Source organism: Saccharopolyspora dendranthemae, assembly GCF_007829955.1.
Taxonomy (GTDB): domain Bacteria; phylum Actinomycetota; class Actinomycetes; order Mycobacteriales; family Pseudonocardiaceae; genus Saccharopolyspora; species Saccharopolyspora dendranthemae.
The window spans coordinates 1621012-1641821 of record NZ_VIWX01000001.1 but is presented as its reverse complement, the minus strand read 5'-3'; the positions used below and the strand labels follow the sequence as shown (position 1 = coordinate 1641821).

Annotated in this window: 20 protein-coding genes and 1 riboswitch; of the genes, 13 read left to right on the top strand and 7 right to left on the bottom strand. The window is 71.3% G+C overall.

Translation table 11 applies throughout. The annotated features are described in order from the left end of the window. Positions 1 to 48 precede the first annotated feature (48 nt). The 3 genes from FHU35_RS07405 (at position 49) to FHU35_RS07395 (ending at position 3594) form a co-directional block, all read left to right on the top strand. Positions 49 to 903, top strand: coding sequence for a LysR substrate-binding domain-containing protein (locus tag FHU35_RS07405; protein WP_145737587.1), 855 nt, complete (start codon positions 49 to 51; stop codon positions 901 to 903). Between the two features lie 277 nt (positions 904 to 1180). Continuing rightward, entirely contained in the window at positions 1181 to 2971 is a 1791-nt protein-coding gene (locus FHU35_RS07400; protein ID WP_145737586.1) for a sensor histidine kinase, read from the top strand. Then, positions 2956 to 3594 carry a LuxR C-terminal-related transcriptional regulator gene (locus tag FHU35_RS07395; RefSeq protein ID WP_145737585.1) on the top strand — a complete coding sequence of 213 codons (639 nt, stop codon included), beginning with the start codon at positions 2956 to 2958 and terminating at the stop codon, positions 3592 to 3594. Before FHU35_RS07400 ends, FHU35_RS07395 begins: the two co-directional genes overlap by 16 nt. A 47-nt stretch (positions 3595 to 3641) precedes the next feature. Here FHU35_RS07395 and FHU35_RS07390 read toward each other — a convergent pair whose 3' ends face one another. Continuing rightward, complete coding sequence (locus tag FHU35_RS07390) at positions 3642 to 3911, bottom strand: DUF1876 domain-containing protein (protein WP_145737584.1); 270 nt, start codon at positions 3909 to 3911, stop codon at positions 3642 to 3644. Positions 3912 to 4093: 182 nt separating this feature from the next. Beyond that, a riboswitch (cobalamin riboswitch) is annotated at positions 4094 to 4217 on the top strand. 79 nt (positions 4218 to 4296) lie between these two features. Here FHU35_RS07390 and FHU35_RS07385 point away from each other — a divergent pair. Beyond that, positions 4297 to 5352 (top strand): HoxN/HupN/NixA family nickel/cobalt transporter, encoded by a 1056-nt coding sequence (locus FHU35_RS07385; RefSeq protein ID WP_145737583.1) that lies wholly within the window; start codon positions 4297 to 4299, stop codon positions 5350 to 5352. 455 nt (positions 5353 to 5807) lie between these two features. Then, on the top strand, positions 5808 to 7019 hold the full coding sequence (gene cobA, locus FHU35_RS07380; protein WP_145737582.1) for a uroporphyrinogen-III C-methyltransferase: 1212 nt from the start codon (positions 5808 to 5810) through the stop codon (positions 7017 to 7019). A 164-nt stretch (positions 7020 to 7183) separates the two neighbouring features. On the opposite strand, the gene FHU35_RS07375 is transcribed toward cobA, so the two are convergent. The 3 genes from FHU35_RS07375 to yaaA all read right to left on the bottom strand — a co-directional run bounded on the left by FHU35_RS07375 (position 7184) and on the right by yaaA (position 10805). Continuing rightward, positions 7184 to 8668 (bottom strand): DEAD/DEAH box helicase, encoded by a 1485-nt coding sequence (locus tag FHU35_RS07375; RefSeq protein WP_246110117.1) that lies wholly within the window; start codon positions 8666 to 8668, stop codon positions 7184 to 7186. A 218-nt stretch (positions 8669 to 8886) separates the two neighbouring features. Further along, positions 8887 to 9816, bottom strand: a complete 930-nt coding sequence (locus FHU35_RS07370; protein WP_186459340.1) for a serine protein kinase RIO — start codon at positions 9814 to 9816, stop codon at positions 8887 to 8889. 248 nt (positions 9817 to 10064) lie between these two features. Next, on the bottom strand, positions 10065 to 10805 hold the full coding sequence (gene yaaA / locus FHU35_RS07365; RefSeq protein ID WP_145737580.1) for a peroxide stress protein YaaA: 741 nt from the start codon (positions 10803 to 10805) through the stop codon (positions 10065 to 10067). A 173-nt stretch (positions 10806 to 10978) separates the two neighbouring features. Between yaaA and FHU35_RS07360 the strand changes: the two genes are divergently transcribed. The 3 genes from FHU35_RS07360 (at position 10979) to FHU35_RS07350 (ending at position 14952) form a co-directional block, all read left to right on the top strand. Next, the gene (locus tag FHU35_RS07360; RefSeq protein ID WP_145737579.1) at positions 10979 to 11920 is read left to right on the top strand and encodes a hypothetical protein; all 942 of its coding nucleotides are present in this window, start codon (positions 10979 to 10981) and stop codon (positions 11918 to 11920) included. 376 nt (positions 11921 to 12296) lie between these two features. After that, positions 12297 to 14042, top strand: coding sequence for a proline--tRNA ligase (locus tag FHU35_RS07355; protein WP_145737578.1), 1746 nt, complete (start codon positions 12297 to 12299; stop codon positions 14040 to 14042). A gap of 82 nt (positions 14043 to 14124) precedes the next feature. Continuing rightward, complete coding sequence (locus FHU35_RS07350; protein ID WP_145737577.1) at positions 14125 to 14952, top strand: phosphatidylinositol-specific phospholipase C/glycerophosphodiester phosphodiesterase family protein; 828 nt, start codon at positions 14125 to 14127, stop codon at positions 14950 to 14952. A gap of 102 nt (positions 14953 to 15054) precedes the next feature. Here FHU35_RS07350 and FHU35_RS07345 read toward each other — a convergent pair whose 3' ends face one another. Then, positions 15055 to 15465 (bottom strand): YjbQ family protein, encoded by a 411-nt coding sequence (locus FHU35_RS07345; protein ID WP_145737576.1) that lies wholly within the window; start codon positions 15463 to 15465, stop codon positions 15055 to 15057. Between the two features lie 57 nt (positions 15466 to 15522). Between FHU35_RS07345 and FHU35_RS07340 the strand changes: the two genes are divergently transcribed. Both FHU35_RS07340 and FHU35_RS07335 read left to right on the top strand, forming a co-directional pair. Then, the gene (locus FHU35_RS07340; RefSeq protein WP_145737575.1) at positions 15523 to 16548 is read left to right on the top strand and encodes an aminotransferase class V-fold PLP-dependent enzyme; all 1026 of its coding nucleotides are present in this window, start codon (positions 15523 to 15525) and stop codon (positions 16546 to 16548) included. A 61-nt stretch (positions 16549 to 16609) separates the two neighbouring features. Further along, positions 16610 to 17449, top strand: coding sequence for a hypothetical protein (locus FHU35_RS07335; protein ID WP_246110116.1), 840 nt, complete (start codon positions 16610 to 16612; stop codon positions 17447 to 17449). Here FHU35_RS07335 and FHU35_RS07330 read toward each other — a convergent pair whose 3' ends face one another. After that, positions 17450 to 17896, bottom strand: coding sequence for a ferritin-like domain-containing protein (locus FHU35_RS07330; RefSeq protein ID WP_145737574.1), 447 nt, complete (start codon positions 17894 to 17896; stop codon positions 17450 to 17452). It abuts the gene before it with no gap. Further along, complete coding sequence (locus FHU35_RS07325) at positions 17893 to 18381, bottom strand: hypothetical protein (RefSeq protein WP_145737573.1); 489 nt, start codon at positions 18379 to 18381, stop codon at positions 17893 to 17895. The genes FHU35_RS07330 and FHU35_RS07325 overlap by 4 nt, the downstream gene beginning before the upstream one ends. 336 nt (positions 18382 to 18717) lie before the next feature. Here FHU35_RS07325 and rimP point away from each other — a divergent pair, with 336 nt between their 5' ends. The 3 genes from rimP (at position 18718) to FHU35_RS07310 (ending at position 20771) form a co-directional block, all read left to right on the top strand. Continuing rightward, positions 18718 to 19275, top strand: coding sequence for a ribosome maturation factor RimP (gene rimP, locus FHU35_RS07320; RefSeq protein WP_145737572.1), 558 nt, complete (start codon positions 18718 to 18720; stop codon positions 19273 to 19275). Continuing rightward, positions 19272 to 20342 carry a transcription termination factor NusA gene (gene nusA, locus FHU35_RS07315; RefSeq protein ID WP_145737571.1) on the top strand — a complete coding sequence of 357 codons (1071 nt, stop codon included), beginning with the start codon at positions 19272 to 19274 and terminating at the stop codon, positions 20340 to 20342. The genes rimP and nusA overlap by 4 nt, the downstream gene beginning before the upstream one ends. Before the next feature lie 105 nt (positions 20343 to 20447). After that, complete coding sequence (locus FHU35_RS07310; RefSeq protein ID WP_281290217.1) at positions 20448 to 20771, top strand: YlxR family protein; 324 nt, start codon at positions 20448 to 20450, stop codon at positions 20769 to 20771. Positions 20772 to 20810: the final 39 nt, after the last annotated feature.

The following is a 20810-nucleotide window of genomic DNA, read 5'->3' as shown; positions in this document are numbered from 1 at the left end:
GAGAGATCGCGATCGATCGTGGTTGCTTATCGGTCTAGACTCAAGGGTATGAGTGCGGTGCTCGACGTCGTCGCGCTGCGCAGCCTGGTGGCCGTCGCCGACTGCGGCGGGTTCCACCGGGCGGCCGCGGCGCTGTACCTGACGCAGTCGGCGATCAGCCAGCACCTGCGCAAGCTGGAGCGCGTGACCGACCGGAAGCTGGTGGTGCGCGAGGGCAGGCAGGCCCGGTTCACCGCCGAGGGCGAACTGCTGCTGGCGGAGGCCCGCCGCATCCTCGACGTGCACGACGACGCGATCCGCAGGCTCGGCGCCGAGGGACGCGGGACGCTGGTGTTCGGCTCCACCGAGCACGCCGCCGACCGCTTCCTGCCCGAACTGGCCTCCGGGCTGCGTGCCGCGTTCCCGGCCCGGGAGATCCGCTTCCGCCTCGACCGCACCGCCCGGCTCGTGGACTCGGTCGACGGCGGCAGCGTCGACATCGCGCTGCTCATCGATGACACCGTCGGCGCGCGCAGCATCGACGCGGGTCGGTTCCGGCTGGAGTGGTTCTCCGCCCCGGACTGGCAGCCGCCGCACGAGGACCGGCCGCTGCCGCTGGTGGTGTTCGACCAGCCGTGCGTCCTGCGCAGGCACGCGATCGACGCGATGGACGCGCTGGGCAGGGCACCGGACCTGGTCTGCGAAGCCGCCGACCTCTCCGGCGTGCTCGCCGCGACCCGCGCGGGACTGGGCGTGACCTTGTTGCCCTCCACCAGGTCCCGGCCCGTCGGTCTGGTCGAACGACGCGACCTGCCGTGCCTGGAGCCCGCTCAGCTGCGGGTCCGGGTCCGGCCCGGGCTGCCGATGGAGATCGCCGAACACGCGGCGTGCGTGGTCCGCGACGTCCTCGCGGAGGTCGCGTGAACGGCGGGGAGCGCCAGCGCCGTGGCCACGACGGTGGCCGGCTCGGCACCGAGCAGCAACAGCACGAGCAGCACCGCAACGCCCGGCAGCACGACCGGGTCCGTGGCGAAAGCCCTTGCTCTGCGGAAGTTCCGCTGATACCTCATGTCCTCGACGCTAGGAATCGCCCGGGTCCGGCGGAATCCGGTTGGCTCCCGCTCGGGGTGGAGCTAGCTCCACCCCTGTCGGGGACGCAGCAGCAGTGTGCGAGCCGTCCCCGGCGGAAAGACTCGACATCGTGAGAAGACGACTGAAGATCGGATCGAGCCTGCTGCTCCTGGGGCTCGCCGGACCGCTGCTGTTCGCCGGCTACGTCGCGGGACTGACCGCGATCTCGATCGGTGTGCCCGGGTCGGGCCGGCTCATCGGCAGGTGCCGCGCCGCCGCCGGCCTCTCCCGGCGGCTGGCCCGGGACTGGAGCGGCGTGCAGGTCGACGACCCGTACCGGCCCGAACCGCCGGAACCCCAGCCCGACGCCGAAGGCTGGTACCGCTACGACAACACCGTCTACCGGCGGCCGACCCTGGTCCGCTACCTGCAGCGCGTCCTGTGGATCGGCGAAGATCCCGCGACCGGACGCGATCTCGACTTCTTCCTGCTCAACACGATCATCGGTCCGGTGCTGGGGCTCGGGGTCGTGCTGTTCGGGCGGGCGCCGCTGGAGCTGCACGGCCGCTGGGTGCGCAGCCGGCTCGGCCCGCGAACCGAACGAAGCTGGCAGCGGTGGACCGTCCGCGGCCTCCGCGATCTGTGGCGGCTCGCCGTGCTGTTCGCGTTGTCGCTGCTGAACCTGCTGGTCGCCGTCCTGGTGATCGCGCTGTTCGTGATCAGCCACGTGCTGTTCGTGCTGCAGGGCTGGCCGCTCGCTGCGGGGCTCGCCGCGCGGATGGCGGGCCTGGGGCGCGGGCTCGCCGGCTCCTGGTCGGGCGTGCCGACGGCGCAGACGTACCTGCCGCTGGTCGAACCCGAACCCACCAGCGACGGGCTCTACCGGGTCGGCCGCTCGCTCAAGAGGACGCCGACGGCGGCGCTGTGGCGCGCCCGCTACCGGCGCGCCACGACCGATCCGGCGACCTGGCGGGACCTGCTGTGGCTGCTCGGGGACGCCCCGATCACGGCCCTGCTGCTCGCCCCGGCCGTCCTGCTGGTCTGGGTCTTCGGCTGGGGAGCGTGGATCTCGGTGTGGGTCCGCCTCGGTGATCTGCTGCTGGGCACGGGCGCGCCGTGGGCGGAGCTGTCCGGGCCGGCGCGGTGGCTCGCGGAAACACCCCTCATCGGTATTCCGCTCGGGCTCGCGTGCGGCATCGCTGTGCTGGCCGCGGCTCCCGGGCTGCTGCGCGCTCACGGCCGCTGGACCCACTGGTTGCTGTCGCCGACCAGGCGCGCCGAACTCGCGCAGCGCGTCGGCGAGCTCTCCCGCACCCGGGCGGACGCCACCGCCGCCGAGGACGTCGAGCTGCGGCGCATCGAGCGCGACCTGCACGACGGCACCCAAGCCCGGCTGGTGGCTCTGGGCATGAAGCTCGGCGCTGCCGAGCAGCTTCTCGCCCACGACCCCGACCGCGCGCGGGAACTGCTCGACCAGAGCAAGAGCGACTCCGGGCACGCGCTCGCCGAACTGCGCGCGCTGGTGCGCGGAATCCGGCCGCCGGTGCTCACCGAGCGCGGTCTGGTGGACGCGATCCGCGCCCTGGCCCTGGACCTCGACGTGACCGTCGACGTCGAAGGCGACCTGCCGGGTCGTTGTCCGTCGGCGGTGGAGGCCGCCGCCTACTTCACCACCCGCGAGCTGATCACCAACGCGCTCAAGCACGCCCGCGCGGGCACCGTGCGGGTCGGCATCGCGCACGAAGGGCGGTTGCGGATCGCCGTCGTCGACGACGGTGTGGGAGGCGCGGATCCCGATCGCGGGAGCGGCCTGCGGGGGATCCGCACGCGGCTCGGTACCTTCGACGGGACCTTGCAGCTCAGCAGCCCACCCGGCGGGCCTACCGAAGCGATCGTGGAGATCCCGTGCGCGTTGTCCTAGCCGAAGACCTGTTCCTGCTGCGGGACGGGCTGAGCACCCTGCTGGCCGCGCACGGCTTCGAGATCATCGCCGCCGTCGAGACGGGGCCCGAGCTGGAACGGGCACTGCTGGACCTGCGGCCCGACATCGCGGTCGTCGACGTGCGCCTGCCTCCCACCCAGACCGATGAGGGACTGCGCGCCGCCCTGGTCGCGCGCGAGCGGTCCCCCGGACTGCCGGTGCTGGTGTTGTCCCAGCACGTCGAGCAGCTCTACGCGCGCGAACTGCTCGCCGACGGCAGCGGTGGTATCGGCTACCTGCTCAAGGACCGGGTGTTCAACGCCGAGCAGTTCGTCGACGCCGTGCGCCGAGTCGCGGCGGGCGGGACCGCGATGGACCCGGAGGTCATCGCCGCGCTGCTCGCCCGTCGATCGACACCGCTGCAGCGGCTGACCGACCGCGAGAACGAGGTGCTCTCGCTGATGGCGGAGGGCCGCTCCAACGCCGCCATCGCGGCACACCTGCACCTCAGCGAGGGTGCGGTGAGCAAGCACATCGCCGGGATCTTCACCAAGCTCGACCTGCCCACGACCGACGACACCAACCGCCGGGTGATGGCCGTCCTCGAATACCTCCGGCGCTGACCGGGTGCGGGGGAAGCTCCGAGGCGGAACTTCCCCCGAGCGTCCGCTCAGGCCGGGAGGTGGACTCGCCGGTGCAGGCGGTCGCCGATGTCGCTGGAGGCGTTGTCCAGGAGCTTGTGCGCGAGTTCGAACAGGGCGCGGGCGATGGCGATCTCGTCGCCGATCTGCGGCACCTCCGGGTCCTCGGGGTGCCTGCGCGCCGTGCCGTGACCGTGCAGCGCCTGGCCACCGGGCGTGGTGAAACCGACGTCGGCGGTGGTCTTCGCGCCTGCCTCCACGACCTGCAGGTTCAGCGTGATCGAGTGCGTCTCGTTCATCGTGGCCTCCTCGAGACGGCGGTGAGCCCGAGCGCCGGGCTCACCGCCCGACTACCCGGATCGGGCCGGTTGAAAGCGCACCGGACGGCCCGATTCCCCTTCGAAGATCACGGAAAGTGATCGAGTTCACCGGGTTTGACCTCGGACCGTTGATCAGGCAAGGATGTCCGTCGCCGACAGTGCAGGAACCCGGTGCGAATCCGGGACGGTCCCGCCACTGTGACCGGGGAGTGGTCCCCACCATCGCCACGGCTGTCACCAGCTGGAAGGCGGGGGAGCCACGTCGATCCGGGAGTCAGGACACTGCGCGCCGGCCTCGTGCCGCGAACCCGCGGTGCGGGTCCACCGAGCCCCGGGCGGGAGAACCCAGGAGGTCGGAGATCCCATGAGTCGGGATGCCGAAGCGAACCGGACCACCACCACCGGTTGGGGAGCGCGCGAGCGCCGCAAGGCCGCGTTCCTGCTGGCCGCGATCGGAGCCCTGCACCTCGCGGGATGGGGCGCCTACCTGCTGCACCAGCAGGCCTTCAGCGCCGCCGGTGGTCTCGCCGCCGCCGGCACCACCGCCTACCTGCTCGGCCTGCGGCACGGTTTCGACGCCGACCACGTGGCCGTCATCGACGACGCGACGCGGCTGCTGATGCAGCGCGGCAGGCGTCCGATCTCCACCGGCATGTGGTTCGCCCTCGGCCACGCCAGCGTCGTGATGGTGCTGGCGTGCGCGGTGGCCTTCATCGCCGGCCCGGCCGCTCAGCAGTGGGCCGAGCAGACCGGGGTGCAGATGGCCACCGCGGTCGACCTGATCGTGGTCGCCGTGCTGTCCACCCTCGCCGTGCTCAACGCGCTCGTGCTGCGCGACGCCTGGCGGCTGCTGCGGCGCGCCCGCTCCGGCGACGTCGACGAGGCCGAGGTCGAGGTAGTCCTCGGACGGCGCGGCCTGCTGGCGCGCGTGCTGCGCGGCCGGATGCAGGGCGTGGCCCGGTCCTGGCACCTGTTCGGCATCGGTCTCCTGTTCGGCCTCGGGATGCAGACCGCCACCGAGATCACCGTGCTGGCCATGGTCTCCCCGGCCGGGAACCTCTCGGCCATCGCAGTGCTGAGCCTGCCGCTGCTGTTCGCCGCCGGAATGTGCACTGTGGACAGCGTGGACGGAATCCTCATGTCCCGCGCCTACACCTGGTCGCTGGCCCGGCCGATGCGCCGGTTGTGGGTCAACGTCACCACCACCGCGCTCACCGTCGGGCTCGCCGCGCTGGTCGCCTTCGTCGTGCTCTGCGGGGTCCTGGCCGAGTCCGGACTGGACTTCCTCAGCGGGGTCGCCGCCATCTCGGAGGAGTTCGAGCTGCTCGGGTACCTGACCCTGGGGCTGTTCCTGCTGGTCTGGGGTGGGGCGGCGATGTGGTGGCGGTTCTCCTCCCGCACGGGCGCGGAAGTCGCGTGATGCGCAGCGCGCGGTCGTGTCGGCCCGACCTGGAGGTGACCGGATTGCCGGACCCGGCTCGCGCGCACCCGACTCCGAGGTGTGCAAGGTCTCAGGCCTCTTGCAGGAGACCTGCTGCTTCGACACTGTTGAAAGAACGTTCATCTCTCAGGCACCGCCGGGCACCGCTGGCCGGTTCGGCAGGGCTCGTGGACTCAAGCCCGCACGCGTGCGGGTCAGCGGGACGCAACGGGGCTCCGGCAACGACCTCGCCGACCACCTGGGAGACTGCGATGCCCCGGTAGACCTCGTCGTGGAGCCCCACCACGAGATCTCGCACGACGTCCGGACGAACGGCGACACCCGCGCTCACCGGGTGCTGCCGCCGGGATTCGAGGACAGACTGGGCGCATCGCGGACACCGCACCACCACCCGGACGAACCGACCGGTCACGGTCACGCACACGGACACGGACATGGCGACTTCATCGGATAACCACTACCTCGCGGGACTCGACCTCAACGACCGCCGCGTCGTGGTGATCGGTGCCGGAACCGTCGCCCAGCGACGGCTTCCCCGGCTGATCAGCACCGGCGCTGCCGTCGAGGTCATCGCCCCGCAGGCGACGCCCGCGGTGGAAGCGCTGGCGGACTCGGGCGAGATCACCTGGAGCCCCCGGGAGTACCTCGACGGCGACCTCGACGGCGCCTGGTACGCGGTCGCCGCGACCGCGTCGGACGAGGTCAACGCCGCCGTCGTCGCGGAGGCCGAGCGCCGCCGCGTCTTCTGCGTCCGCGCCGACCACGGCGCGGGAGGCAGCGCGGTCACGCCCGCCGTGGCCGAGCACGACGGACTGCTGTTCGGCGTGCTCTCCGGCGGAAAACCGCGCCGCAGCGCGGGAGTGCGCGACGCGCTGCTGGAAGCCGTGCAGTCGGGCGTGATCGACGAGCACACCGAGCCGCACGCACCCGGCGTCGCGCTGATCGGCGGTGGCCCCGGCGCACCCGACCTGATCACCGTGCGCGGGAGGCGGCTGCTGGCCAAGGCCGACGTGGTCATCACCGACCACCTGGCGCCCCGCGAGCTGCTGGAGGAGCTGGGGCCGGACGTCGAGGTCATCGACGCCTCGAAGATCCCGTACGGCCGCGCGGCCAGCCAAGCGGTGATCAACGAGACGCTCATCGAGAGCGTCCGCGCGGGCAAGTTCGTGGCGCGGCTCAAGGGCGGCGATCCGTTCGTGTTCGGGCGCGGCTTCGAAGAGCTGCTGGCCTGCGACGAAGCCGGTGTCCCCGTGACCATCGTTCCCGGCGTGACCAGCGCGTTCTCCGCTCCTGCGATGGCCGAGGTGCCGGTCACCCACCGCGGTGTGGCGCACGAGGCAGTCGTGGTCTCCGGCCACGTCGCCCCCGACGACGAGCGCTCACTGGTCGACTGGGAGGCCCTGGCCCGGCTGCGCGGCACGCTGGTCCTGCTGATGGCGGTCAAGCGCATCGACGCCTTCGCCGAGACCCTGATCAAGCACGGCCGGCCGGCCGACACACCGGTCGCCGTCGTTCAGGAAGCGACCACGGGCACGCAGCGCAACCTCCGCACGACCCTCGCCCGGGTCGCCCAGGACATCCAGGACCAGGACATCAAGCCCCCGGCGGTCATCGTCATCGGCCCGGTGGCAGGCCTCAAGGACTGACCCGCCCCCGCGGCGAACCCGGCCCACCCGTTCGAATTTCGCGCGAAGTTCGAGCGATACCTGCACGGCCCGGTGTGTCTCACGAGGTCAGAGACGGTTCTGGCGCGGCACCGCTCGGAATTCGAGTGGTGCCGCGCCGTCGTGCGTGCAGCCGTCGCTGGAGGTCAGCGGGGGGAGTTGGAGCGGCGCGGGCGCTGCTGGCCGCCCCCGCGGCCACCGCCGGTGGTGGATCCCCGGCGGTTGCGGTTGGAGTGGGAACCGCCGCCTCGGCGGCTCGGCTCGGTGCCTCGCGGCGTGCGCTGCGGGCGGTGCTCACCGCGGGACTTCGACGGCTGCTGCTGCCGCTGCGGCGCGGCGAGCGGCTGGCCGGACGGCTCCCGGGCACCCGTGACGCGGGCGAGCTCGGCGTCCTCCGGACGGACCTCGGTGGTGATCGCCTTGACCCCGGCCTGACCGGCCATGGCCCGGAACGCCTGCTTCTGGTCCTCGGTCACCAGCGTGACCACGGTTCCGCTGGAACCCGCGCGCGCGGTGCGCCCGGCCCGGTGCAGGTAGTCCTTCGGGTCCGCCGGCGGCTCGACGTGCACCACCAGGCTCACGTCGTCGATGTGGATCCCGCGCGCCGCCACGTTGGTCGCCACGAGCGTGCTGGTGGAGGCGTTCTTGAACTCGTCGAGGATGCGGGTTCGCGCGTTCTGGGCCTTGCCGCCGTGCAGCGCACCGGCTTCCACGCCCACGGCGCGCAACTTCTTGGCGAGCCGGTCGGCGTGGTGCTTGGTCCGCACGAACATGATGGTGCGGCCCTCGCGGGCGGCGATGCGCGCCAGCACCGACTGCTTGTCGGTCGCCGACACCAGGAACTGGTGGTGCTCCATGCTGTCGACGCTCGCCGACGGCGGCGCCAGCGAGTGCACGACCGGGTCGGTCGTGTACCGCTCGACGAGCTTGTCCACGTCACCGTCGAGGGTCGCCGAGAACAGCAGGCGCTGACCGTCGGAGGGAACCATGTCGAGGAGTTCCCGCACCTGCGGCAGGAAACCCATGTCGGCCATCTGGTCGGCCTCGTCGAGCGCCGTGCGCTCCACTTCGGACAGATCGCAGGTGCCCTGCCGCACGTGGTCGGCGAGCCGGCCCGGCGTGGCGACCAGGACGTCCACACCGCGTCGCAGCGTGTCGACCTGCCGGTTGAACGAGGTGCCGCCGACGACCTCCCGGACGTACAGGCCGAGAGCCTTGGCCAGCGGCTTGAGCGAATCGGTGACCTGGGTGGCCAGTTCGCGGGTGGGCACCAGAACCAGGCCGCGCGGCCGCATCGGGCGCGCGTTCTCGGTCTGCAGCGCCAGCAGCGGAAGACCGAACGCCAGCGTCTTGCCGGAGCCGGTCTGACCCCGGCCGAGAACGTCCCGCTCGGTCAGCGCGTCCGGGATGGTGGCGGCCTGGATCGGGAACGCTTCCTGCATCCCGTTGTCGTGCAGCGCGCGCACCAGGCGGTTGGGCAGGCCGAGGTCCGCGAACGGCGCCGGGTCGACGGCCGTCACCCCGACCTCGTCGAACAGACTCCGCTTGACCGGCTGCGCCTTGGCCTGCGGGCGACGTCGACGCGGACGTCCCTGCTGGTTTCGGCGTGCGGGCGTGGAAGAAGAAGGCACGAAGGAACTCCCCGGGAAGTTGGCACGTCACGGGGAGGCGTCGCGGGTCTTCCCGCGGGCGATCACGAGGACGAGCCCGGCGCGAGGCACGCGCCGATGGGTGGGCGAACGCGGCGGACGCCGCTCGCATTGCGGCCTGCTCCGGCCGCGGACACCCCGCAGTCTATCCGACAGGGCCCGGCTCCGGTGCGCCGCATCCGAGAGCCGGGCCACATCGCTCAACGCGCATTCGCCTCCGCTGCAAGCACAACTGCCAGCTCGTCGGGGTCGAAACGGGACTCGTCGCCGCTGCGGGAGCGGAACCAGCCCGCGATGTTGCGCACGTCACGCCACAAGTAGTCCACGCCCTGCGGGTTGGTCACCACGTCCACGGCCTGAGGCAGGTCGATCAGCACCAACCGGCCCTCGTGCACGAGCACGTTGTACGCCGACAGGTCGCCGTGGGTGAATCCGTGACGGGCGAGGGCGGTGAGGGCGTCGACGAGCTGGGTCCAGAGCTCGTCGAGCTCCTCGCCGGACGGGCGCAGCGCGGCGAGTCGCGGTGCGGCCGTGCCGTCCGGACTGCCGATGAACTGCATCAGCACCTCGGTTCCGACCCGCTGCGCCGGGTAGGGGACCGGTGCGCCCGCCTCCCACAGGCCGCTGAGCACCGTGAACTCGGCCACGGCCCACTGCTGGGCGATCATGCCGCGACCGAAGGAGGTGCGGTTCTCGATCGCCCGCATCTCGCGAGACCGGCGCATCCGCCTGCCTTCGAGATAGCCGCCATCGCGGTGGAACAGGCGGTGGTCGGCGTCGCGGTAACGCTTGGCCGCGAGCAGGCACGCCTCTCCGCCGGGGACCGAGCGCCGCAGCAGGTGCACGTCGGCTTCCTTGCCGGTCTTGAGCACGCCGAGCTCGTGATCGACCGCCGCCAGCTCGGTGACCAGCCAGTCCGGATGCGGCTGGGGTCCGTGTCCGCCGGAATCCCAGGTGGACCAGCGGTCGGCGCCGTCCGGCAGCGGACGTGGTTCGGGCTCGTCGCGGAGATCGGCGAGGTGGCCGCGCTCCTCCTCGGTCAGCCGGCCGCGCCGCACCGGTTCGTCGTCGAAGCGACGACGCTTGGCCGCGGCGGACTTGCGTTGCTTGAACTGCTTGGTGGTGCGGATGAAATCCGGATCGTCGTACAAGACTGAGAGCTCCTCGAACGGATTCCTCCGCCGGAGCAGCCGGTTTCAGCGCACGCGATGCGGAGGAAGGTGGTTTGGGGTGTCACAGCGCGGGAAAATCGCGCGCACAACCGTCACTTCGGCCACCACGGCAAACCTCCTTCCCTCGGGGGTGGGGAAGTTTTCATGAAAACTTCCCCATTGACGACCAGTGTCGGGCGGCACGGTGGCCGCCCGCAACCGATTTTTCACCGCACGACGACGCAGAGCTTGCGGTCGGCCTCGCGCTCCACGTCCAGGCCGGCCTCGCTCGCCACGTCGAGCACGTCCTCGATGCTCGCGGGTTCGTCCGGAGCGCAGGCCAGTGCCCGCGCCAACCGGCCCTTGTGGGACTTGTTGTGGTGGCTGACCACCTTGCGCTTGCCCGAGGCGTCCTCGGACAGCACGCGCACCTCGACCGCTCCGCCGACCTTCGCCAGCGCCGCGTAGGCACCCGAGCGCAGGTCCACCACCAGGTCGTCGGCCGAGGCCAGCACGGGTTCCAGCACCGGCCGCCACACGCCGCGCAACGTCCCCAGCTCGGGCAGCGAGCCGCCGCCGGAGAGCCGGTAGGCGGGGATCGAGTCCGTGCCGCGCACCAGGCCGAACAGCGCCGAGGCCACCGCCAGCCGCGCATCGGCCTGCTTGCGCTCGGCCGACTCCAGCGATCCGACGTCCAGGGCGTCGTAGAGCACCCCGGTGTAGCGCTCCAGCGCGGGAGCCGTCGGCGAGGTCCACAGCTCGGCGTTGCGCTGCACCTCGTCGACCTGCCGCTCGGAAAGTCCCAGAACCTCGAGACTTCGCGGAACGTCATCGGCCACAGTGGACAGAGCGTCGACGAGCGCGCGCCGGGTCTCGTTCAACTCCGGGTGCGACAGGCCCGCCAGCGACAGCGGCGCCCCGTCCCCACCAGCGGCCTTCGTCTCCGAAGGGGGCAGCAAAACCAACACGGGATCAGGGTACTCAGGCCGCATCGCGCCTCCGATGCCCGATCAGCGCGGCGACCGCCGGGCGCGTTCGCAGGCGTCGCCCAGTTCCCGCTCGTCGTCCGCGGCCGTTCTCACCGCGCCGCGGAACCGTTGGTGGACACTGGTGGCGCACACCCAGCCCCTGGAGGAACCGAATGGCCTTCACCCCGCAGACCTGGCCTGGCCGGGTCATCCCGGCGGACCGGGAGCAGGCCGAGCTGGCCACGAGGAAGTTGTTCGGCGAGCTCTTCCGAGGTCACCCGGTGACCTCGGAAGCCGTCGCGATCCTCAACCGCTGGTTCGACGCGGGCTGGTGCGTGGACGCGATCAAGGTCGCGCTCGACAACCTCCCGGAGGGCCAGGAGGGCTTCCAGCCACGACGGGGCGACCGGGAGTCGCCGGAGGACTTCCTGGTCCGGCGTTTGCGGAAGTGGTTCCGCGACTCGGACGACGACCTCGAGCGCAACGCGCGGTTGGCACCGCCCCGGGCCGGGCAGTCGCTGGACATGCACCTGCGGCTCAAGCGGCAGCAGCAGATCAACGACGGGCTCGTCACCCGGCCCCGGCCGTTGTCCGCCGCCGGTCAGCAGGCCCGCGAGCAGGTGCGGGAGCGCGCGGGAAAGGGGCGCCCGGACAGGATCGCCCGTGCTCGCGCCCGCGACGCGCGCGTGCAGCGGGCGATGGACGCGCTCGACGTCGACGTGCCGCCCGCTCACGCCGAGGACGGCCCGAGCGCTCCGGACGACCGGCGCGGGTCGCAGTTGGTGGCGGCGTACGCCGCGCGGACCGCGACGGTCAAGAACGACCCGACCGTGCGACGGATCCTCGCCCGCCTCACCGAGGAGCGACGGCGCCCGAACGCGCAGGAGACCACCATTCTCCGGCGCGCCGTGCGCGGCGCCCAGCAACGCGCGAGCCTCGGCACCCTCGACGCCGCCACCGCGGACTCGACCAACGCGGTCCTCGGTGAGGACGCGCAGCGCGTCCTCACCTACCTCGACCACGCCATGAACTCCGGGCTGACCCTCGACCAGACCCTCGCCCTGATGCACACCCAGGTCGACGCAGTGACGCGAGATCCCCGGTCCGATCGGTAGTGGTGGACCGCCCGACCACTCGCACGAGAGGTCACGTTCACGAAGGTCTGGGAGGTTGACCGGCGGCCCGGCGCGGTCAAGCCCAATCGCGGGCCAGACGGTGTTCAGGGGCCGGTTCTGAACACCGCCATCGACCACCCGGTGCGTTGAACCTGCTGCGACCCGATGGGTGGAAGGACGCGTTTCCACCGAGGTGATCTCATCGGGACCGGGAATGGCCGACGGGTCCGAAGAGGTGGGGTGGAAATGGTTTGACCTGGTTGTTCGGGGTTGGGGAGGATCGAGCGGTGGGGTGGTTCGACCGCGCAGCGGTGCTGGTCGGGGCGGTCGCTACCCTGCCTGTATTCCCATCGGGCCGAACTAGGAGCCAGTAGCCGTGATCACGAGGATGTCGACGTTGTTCCTGCGTACCCTGCGCGAGGATCCGGCCGACGCCGAGGTGCCGAGCCACAAGCTGCTCGTGCGGGCCGGCTACGTGCGGCGCATCGCGCCCGGCATCTACTCGTGGCTGCCGCTGGGCCTGCGCGTGCTGCGGCGGGTCGAGGAGGTCGTGCGCCAGGAGATGGACGCCATCGGCGCGCAGGAGATCCACTTCCCCGCGCTGCTGCCCAAGGAGCCCTACGAGGCGTCCAACCGCTGGACCGAGTACGGGCCCAACCTGTTCCGGATCAAGGACCGCAAGAACGCCGACCTCCTGCTCGGGCCCACCCACGAGGAGCTGTTCACCCTCACCGTGAAGGGCGAGTACAGCTCCTACAAGGACTACCCGGTCATGCTGTACCAAATCCAGACCAAGTACCGGGACGAGGAGCGCCCCCGCGCGGGCATCCTGCGCGGCCGCGAGTTCGTGATGAAGGACTCCTACTCCTTCGACATCGACGACGAGGGCCTGTCGCAGTCCTACCAGCGCCACCGCGACGCCTACATCAAGCTCTTCGACCGGGTCGGCCTGCGCTACGTGATCGTGGCGGCCACCTCGGGCGCGATGGGCGGCTCGGCCTCGGAGGAGTTCCTCGCCGAGAGCCCCACCGGTGAGGACACCTTCGTCCGCAGCACCGACTCCGGATTCGCCGCCAACGTCGAAGCCGTGGTCACCCCCGCCCCGGCCGCGGAGTCCATCGAGGACAAGCCGGTCGCGGAGGTGCACCACACCCCGAGCACGCCCACGATCGACTCGCTGGTCGACTTCCTCAACGCCAACACCGACCGCAAGTTCACCGCCGCGGACACCCTGAAGAACGTGCTGGTCAAGACCCGCCAGCCGGGTGCGAAGGAGTGGGAGCTGCTGGCGGTCGGCCTTCCCGGCGACCGCGAGGTCGACATGAAGCGCCTCGAAGCGTCGGTGGAGCCCGCAGAGGTGTCGCTGCTGGAGGAGCCCGACTTCGCCGCCAACCCGTTCCTGGTCAAGGGGTACATCGGACCGAAGGCGCTGCAGGACAACGGTGTTCGCTACCTCGTCGACCCGCGCGTCGTCGAGGGCACGGCCTGGGTCACCGGCGCCGACCAGGCCGACCACCACGTGCTCGACCTCGTCTGCGGCCGCGACTTCACCCCGGACGGCACCATCGAAGCCGCCGAGGTGCGCGAAGGCGACCCGTCGCCCGACGGCCAGGGGACCCTGGTGACGGCCCGCGGCATCGAGATCGGGCACATCTTCCAGCTGGGCCGCAAGTACGCCGACGCGTTCGGCCTCGACGCGCTCGGCCAGGACGGCAAGCCCAAGCGGATCACGATGGGCTCCTACGGCGTCGGCGTGTCCCGCCTGGTCGCGGCCATCGCCGAGCAGACCCACGACGACATGGGCCTGGCCTGGCCGCGCGAGATCGCCCCCGCCGACGTGCACGTGGTCATCGCGGGCAAGGACGAGACGGTCCGGGCGCGCGCCGAGGAGATGGCCGCCGAGCTCGACGCGGCCGGCGTGCAGGTGATCCTCGACGACCGCACGGTCTCGCCCGGCGTGAAGTTCGCCGACGCCGAGCTCGTCGGCATCCCGTCGATCCTGGTGGTCGGCAAGGGCCTGGCCAACGGCGTCGTCGAGATCCGCGACCGGATCTCCGGCGAGCGCAACGAGGTCGCCGCCGACGACGCGGTGGCGGCGCTCGTCGACGTCGTGCGTGGCTGAATCACGTCAGCGCGCCCGCTGAGCGGCGCCGATCGCACTAGCCTCCGGTGGTGATCAACTGATCATCACCGGAGGCTTTGTCATGCGGTCCCTCTCACGTTTCCTCCTGCCCGCGCTGGCGGCGCTCACCCTGATCGCGCCTGCCGCGGCCAGCGCCGCACCGGCCCTCGACGCCGAGCCGTTGGCCCAGGCCCACGCGCACAACGACTACCTGCACGACCGTCCGCTGCTGGACGCGCTGGACCACGGGTTCACCAGCGTCGAAGCCGACATCTACCCGCTGGGCGACTCGCTGCTGGTCGGCCACGACCCGTTCCAGCTCCGCCCCGATCGCACCATCGAATCGCTGTACCTGGACCCGCTGGTGGAGCGGGTCAACGCGGACGGCCTCTACCCGGGGCACGACGTGAAGTTCCAGCTGCTGGTCGACTTCAAGACCTTCGGCGAGGACGGTTACAAGCGATTCGACGAGATCATGCGCGATCCCCGGTACGCGGGCCTGTTCACCCACTACGAGAACGGAACCGTCACCGAAGGACCCGTCACCGTGGTGATCTCCGGTGAGAAGCCGACCGAGTTCATCGAGGGCCAGACCGACCGCTACGCGTTCCTCGACGGTGGTGTCGGAGGTTCGATCGGCGCCGATCCCGCGCTCGTCCCGCTGGTCTCCGACGACTGGACGCAGGTGTTCAGCTGGAACGGCTCCGGCGACATGCCCGCCGACGAGCGCGACGAGCTGGAGCGGATCGTCGGCGACGCGCACGCCGCCGGGCAGCGGGTGCGCTTCTGGGCCACCCCCGACGACGCGGGCGCCGAGCGCGAGGCCGTGTGGAAGGTGCTGGAGGAGGTCGGTGTCGACCACATCAACACCGACGACCTCGCCGGACTCCAGGAGTTCCTCAGCAACTGACACGAGGAGTTCCTGAGAGGCCGACATGTTCCGCCTCTCGTGGGGGTGGGGAAGTTTTCATGAAAACCTCCCCACCCCCACGAGAGATCCGGAGACCCGAGGTCAGCCGTTGAGGAAGCTCAGCCGCACCTTCCGGACCGGGTTGTCGACGTTGGTGTCGACCAGGCAGACCGACTGCCAGGTGCCCAGCGCCATCCGCCCGCCCAGCACCGGGACCGTCGCGTAGGGCGGCACGAAGGCAGGCAGCACGTGATCACGGCCGTGACCCGGTGATCCGTGGCGATGCCGCCAGCGATCGTCGGCGGGCAGCAGGTCCCGCAGCGCCATCAGCAGGTCCTCGTCGCTGCCCGCGCCGGTCTCGATGATCGCCAGGCCGGCGGTCGCGTGCGGCACCCACAGGTTGAGCAACCCGTCGGCCGCCCCGGCCGAGCTCAGGAACCGATCGCACTCGTCGCGCAGATCGCGCACCGCCTCGCTGCCGCCGGTGCGGATCTCGATCTCTTCGCTGTGCATGCCTCAACCGTATGCAGACGGGGCCGCAGCGGCCCGATCGGTGCGAGGATGGTGACCATGCGGAAGGCTTTCGACGCGGTTTTCGACGTTCCGGACGGCTACCTCAACACCGCCAGCATCGGCATCCCGCCGACCGAGACCGTCCGGGAGGTCTCCGAAGCCGTGGGGCGCTGGGGCAGCGGACTGGACCGGCCCGGTGACTTCGACTCCCACGTCGCCACCGCACGCGAGGCCTTCGCCCACCTCATCGGCGTCCCGGCCGACCGGATCGCCATCGGCGCCAGCGCTTCCCAGGTGGTCGGCCTGGTCGCGGCCAGCCTGCCCGACGGCGCGCGGGTGCTGGTGGCGACCGACGATTTCACCAGCGTGCTGTTCCCGTTCGCAGCCCAGTCCGGACGCGGGATCACCGTCACCGAGGTCGATCTGGACGAGATCGGCGAGCGCGCAGCGGAATTCGACCTCGTGGCGGTCAGCGCCGTGCAGTCCAAGGACGGTCGCATCGTCGACTTCGAGGCCCTCGAACTGGCCAGGCAGGAGCACGGCACCCGCGTCCTGCTCGACGTCACGCAGGCGGCGGGCTGGATGCCGCTGCGGCTGGACTGGGCGGACTGGGTCGCGGGAGCCGGGTACAAGTGGCTGATGGCCCCGCGCGGTTCGGCCTGGCTGGCGGTCCACCCCGATGCGCCGCGGCCCGTTCCGCACAGCGCCAACTGGTACGCCGCGGAGGACCCGTGGGAAGCCACCTACGGCCTGCCGCTTCGGCTGGCGGAGGGCGCTCGGAGGCTGGACATCTCGCCGGTGTGGCTGGCGCAGGTCGGCGCCGCCGCGTCGATGGAGTGGCTGGCCCGTCTGAATCTCGCCGAGGTCGCCGCGCACTGCAGCGGTCTCGCCGACGGGTTCCGGGCCGAGCTCGGGATGCCCGCCGCGGGTTCCGCGATCGTGTCAGTGACCAGCCCCGACGCCGTGGAGAAGCTGACCGCGGCCGGAGTGGCCTGCGCCAGCCGGGGCGGCCGGGCGAGGGTGTCGTTCCACCTCTACAACACCGCGGACGACGTCGAACGGGCGGTCCGTGCGCTGCTCTGATCAGCGCAACAAGGCATCGGGTTGTCCGTCCCGTAATCCGGAACCGCTACCGTAGGCACTCGTGTCAGACCGACAGGGTGTGCCCGAGGGCATGACGGGAGCACGCGACAACACGCAGCGTGATACCGCCCCGCTGCGGCGGGACAACTCCCAGATCAGGCAGGACCGGCAGGTGGCCGCACCGACCCCGGACCACGCGACCAGGCCGGTGATCACGCATTCGCCGGCGCCGCAGCAGGCACCTCACCAGGCGCCTCCGCAGTCCTACCCGGGCACCAGCAGACAGGCCGCGCCGTTGCCCCCGCCGCGGCAGCAGCCGCCGCGAGGCGTCACGCCGATGGGCTGGGCGCTGCGCGGACTCGTGCTGGTGCTCGTCGCGGTCGTGTCCGGCCTCATCTGGAGCGCCATCAAGCCCGATGACGAGCAGGCGGCCTCCACGCCGCCCAAGCTGCGCTACGACTTCACCCTCGTCCGCAAGGAAGAGGCCTTCCAGGGCTGCAAGAGCGTCTCGAACGACGACATCCAGAGCTACTTCGGCAAGCAGGAGTGCGACCACCTCACCCGCGCGCTCTACACGACCACGCTTCCCGACGGTCGCCGCGTCCTGACCTCGGTGATCACCGTGCTGATGCCGACACCGCAGTTCGCCTCCAAGCTCAACGAGCTGACCACCAAGGACGGCACCGGCAACATCCGGGACCTGGTGGACGACGAGCGCGACGGCACCAAGGACATGCCGGACCTCGACGACGCGGCCTACGCCTCGGCGCGGCAGGACCGGCTGGTCGTGATCGGCGACTCCGCCTACTTCGGCAAGAGCTCGAAGAAGGACCCGACGCTCAGCGACGTCACCAACGAGGCCCTGAAGCTCGGCTGGCCGCAGGACCAGGCCCCGCGCTGATCAGGAGGGCTGGCCGGGGAAGTTCTCGACGGCGGGCTGCTTGCCGACGGTCAGCCGCCAGCGGGTGGCCCTGGTCGCCGAGGTGGTCAGGCCGTCCAGCGCGAGGCGGCGCAGCCCGGGGTCCTCGGCGTTGTCCAGCACCGAGCGCCAACCGACCTGGCAGTCGCTCTCGGCGGTGATCAGCAGCTCGATCGCCTGCTTCTGGTCGCCCACGTCGCCGACGGCGTAGGCGGGTTGCGCCGGGGTCGGGGTCAGGCCCGCCTGGCGCATCGCCTGCTCGGCCTGGTCGCGCAGCCGGAGGTGCTGGTCCGTCGCCTCCTCGATCGCGCCGCGCACCCGCGCCTCGCCGGCGAAGGCGTTGGCCAGGCCGTGGACCCACAGCGCCGCGTGCTCCGCGCCCAGCGCGTCGCCGAGCGCCTGGGCGGCCTGGTCCGAGAGCTCGCTCATCCGAGAACCTCCTGAAGGCTCGCGCAGCTGGCCGACACCGAAGCGACCAGGCCGGCTCGGTGGGAGGGCAGTGAGGGGACGAGCTTCGCCGACTGCTCCTGCCCCTGGCGCATCGCGGAGCGCAGCGCGTCCTCGGCGGCACCGGCCGACGACGGGGGCTTCCCGGGTGCGGGGTCGGGGACCGACGGCGGTTCGTCCGGATCGCGTGGCGTCACCCGGTCGATCTCCCGCTGCAGCGCGGTGGCGTGCGCGGTCCGCGCCGCCGCCAGCTCGCGCGCCGGACGCGCGATCCCGGAGTGCGCCCGGGCGATCGCGTTCGCCAGCGCGGCATCGGCCTTCGCGGCGGTCGCCAGCGCCAGCAGCTGATCGGGTTCCTCGTCCCCGGAGCCGCACGCGGCGAGCGCGGCCGCGGCGGGCGCGGCGGCCAACAACCGCAGCACGCGCCGACGCGGGAGGACCGGCAGGGATGCGCGGGGGAGTTCCACGGAGATCTATCCTGCCAGGCACCCGGAGGATCGCGTTCCAGTGGTCGTCCGGGTGCTGCCTCCTGTGTCGCTGCCGCGGAGACCACGACGCGGGAGGGGCAGCGCAGCGGCGCGCAGAACCCCGTGTCCGCTCCGCGATCGGTGATCCATTCAGGGCCCCTGCCAATCCGCCGATCGTTGGGGTCCCGCGTCGCGCTCGGGTGCGGGCCGACGCGATACCCTGGGCGACCGCGGCCGGGGACGACCGGACGTGGGCGGTTCGCGCCCACGGGTCGGTCCGGGTCGTGACGCATGGGGCCTGAACGAGGCCACGAACCGAAACCTAGGAGTGCCAACGTGTCCAGCCCGCCGCGCGGTGAGATCACCGCGCAGCTGGAGCCCGTCGTCGCCGAGGCCGTCGCCGAAGAGGGCTTCGACCTCGAAGAGCTCGACGTGCAGCAGGCCGGTCGTCGCCGGCTGGTCAAGGTCGTCATCGACTCCGATGACGGTGTCGGCCTCGACGACATCACCGAGGTGAGCCGCTCGGTCGCCAAGGTCCTGGACGCGCACGAGCACGTGCTGGCCGGTTCCTACACGCTGGAGGTCACCTCTCCTGGCGTGGACCGGCCGCTGACCAAGCAGCGACACTGGAAGCGCGCCCGGAACCGGCTGGTCAAGATCCGGTTGGTGGGCGGCGAGCAGTTGGTGGCGCGGGTCGGCCACGCGGATGATGAGAACGTGCAGGTGCTGGTAGGCGCTGAGATCCGCCAGGTGGCCTACCGTGATGTGGAGCGCGCGGTGGTCGAGGTGGAGTTCCAGCAGCCACCGGCGGAAGACCTGGTCAAGCTGGAGCGGGCTGCGAGCGGCGTTTCCCAGCAGGGGGACGACCGGGAAGACACGGAGGAGTCGAGGTGAACGTCGACATCGCGGCGCTGCGGGCGATCGAGCGCGACAAGGACATCCCGTTCGAGACGGTCCTTGAAGCGATCGAATCGGCCCTGCTCACCGCATACCGTCACACCGAGGGGCACCAGCCGCACGCGCGGGTGGAGGTCGACCGCAAGACCGGCATCGTGCGGGTCATCGCGCACTCCCTCGACTCCGACGGCAGCGTTTCGGAGGAGTGGGACGACACCCCGGAGGGGTTCGGGCGGATCGCGGCGACGACCGCGCGGCAGGTCATCCTGCAGCGGTTGCGCGACGCGGAGCACGAGCGGACCTTCGGCGAGTTCGCCGCCAAGGAGGGCGAGATCATCGGCGGCGTGATCCAGCGCGACGCGCGGGCCAACTCGCGCGGCATGGTGATCGTCCAGATCGGTGACAGCGAGGGCGCCATTCCCGCGGCCGAGCAGGTCCCGGGCGAGAACTACGAGCACGGCACCCGGATCAAGTGCTACGTCTACGGCGTCGCGCGCAGCGCCAGGGGGCCGCAGATCTCCTTGTCGCGCACCCACCCGAACCTGGTCCGCCGGCTGTTCGCGCTGGAGGTCCCGGAGATCGCCGACGGCACCGTGGAGATCCCCGCGGTGGCGCGCGAGGCCGGGCACCGCTCGAAGATCGCGGTGCGCTCGACGGTGAGCGGGGTCAACGCCAAGGGTGCCTGCATCGGGCCGATGGGCGCCCGGGTTCGCAACGTGATGAGCGAGCTGGGCGGCGAGAAGATCGACATCATCGATCACTCGGAGGACCCGGCGACCTTCGTGGGCAACGCGCTGTCCCCGGCCAAGGTCGTCTCGGTCGAGGTGGTCGACGAGCGCACCAAGACCGCGCGGGTGATCGTGCCGGACTTCCAGCTGTCGCTGGCGATCGGCAAGGAAGGTCAGAACGCGCGGCTGGCGGCCCGGCTCACCGGCTGGCGGATCGACATCCGCAGCGATGCCGACCCGTCGTCGCCGACCACCACCAGCGGCCAGGCACCCGTGCAGCCGACCGGGCCGGACCCGGCTGTTGAGGGTCTGCCCACCGTGGGTTCGGCCGAGTGACGCCCTCGGGTTAGAATCGTTAATCGAGGCTCGACGCGAGGGGAGCGATCAATCCACACGAGTCAATCCGGGAATGGTGAACGCCATGCACCGGTTCGCACGTGTGTGGGTTGTCGTACTCGGACGTCGGCCGTTGAGCTGCTACGTGTGGTGGCTGAGGTCGGTGGTTCGGGTCCCTTCGCGGTTCCCGATCCGCGGCATCGGCGACCGGGTCGGGGAGCCTGGCTGCACCCTGATCCGGCTTGCCTTCGTCTGGCCGAACGGCGCCGGGCTTTTCCGCGGGCGCTTCGAGTGCCGGGATCTCTCGACACCTCAGCCGTGCAACACCACTTGAGTGCCGGGCAACCGCCTGCGGCGGCTCAGGACATGACCGACGCGGGATCCGTCCCGCGCCAGGCAACCGAAGGAAAGCAGGTCGACCCGTCATGAATCAGCCGTGAAGCTGAAGCCATGAACGCGCATCGGCGA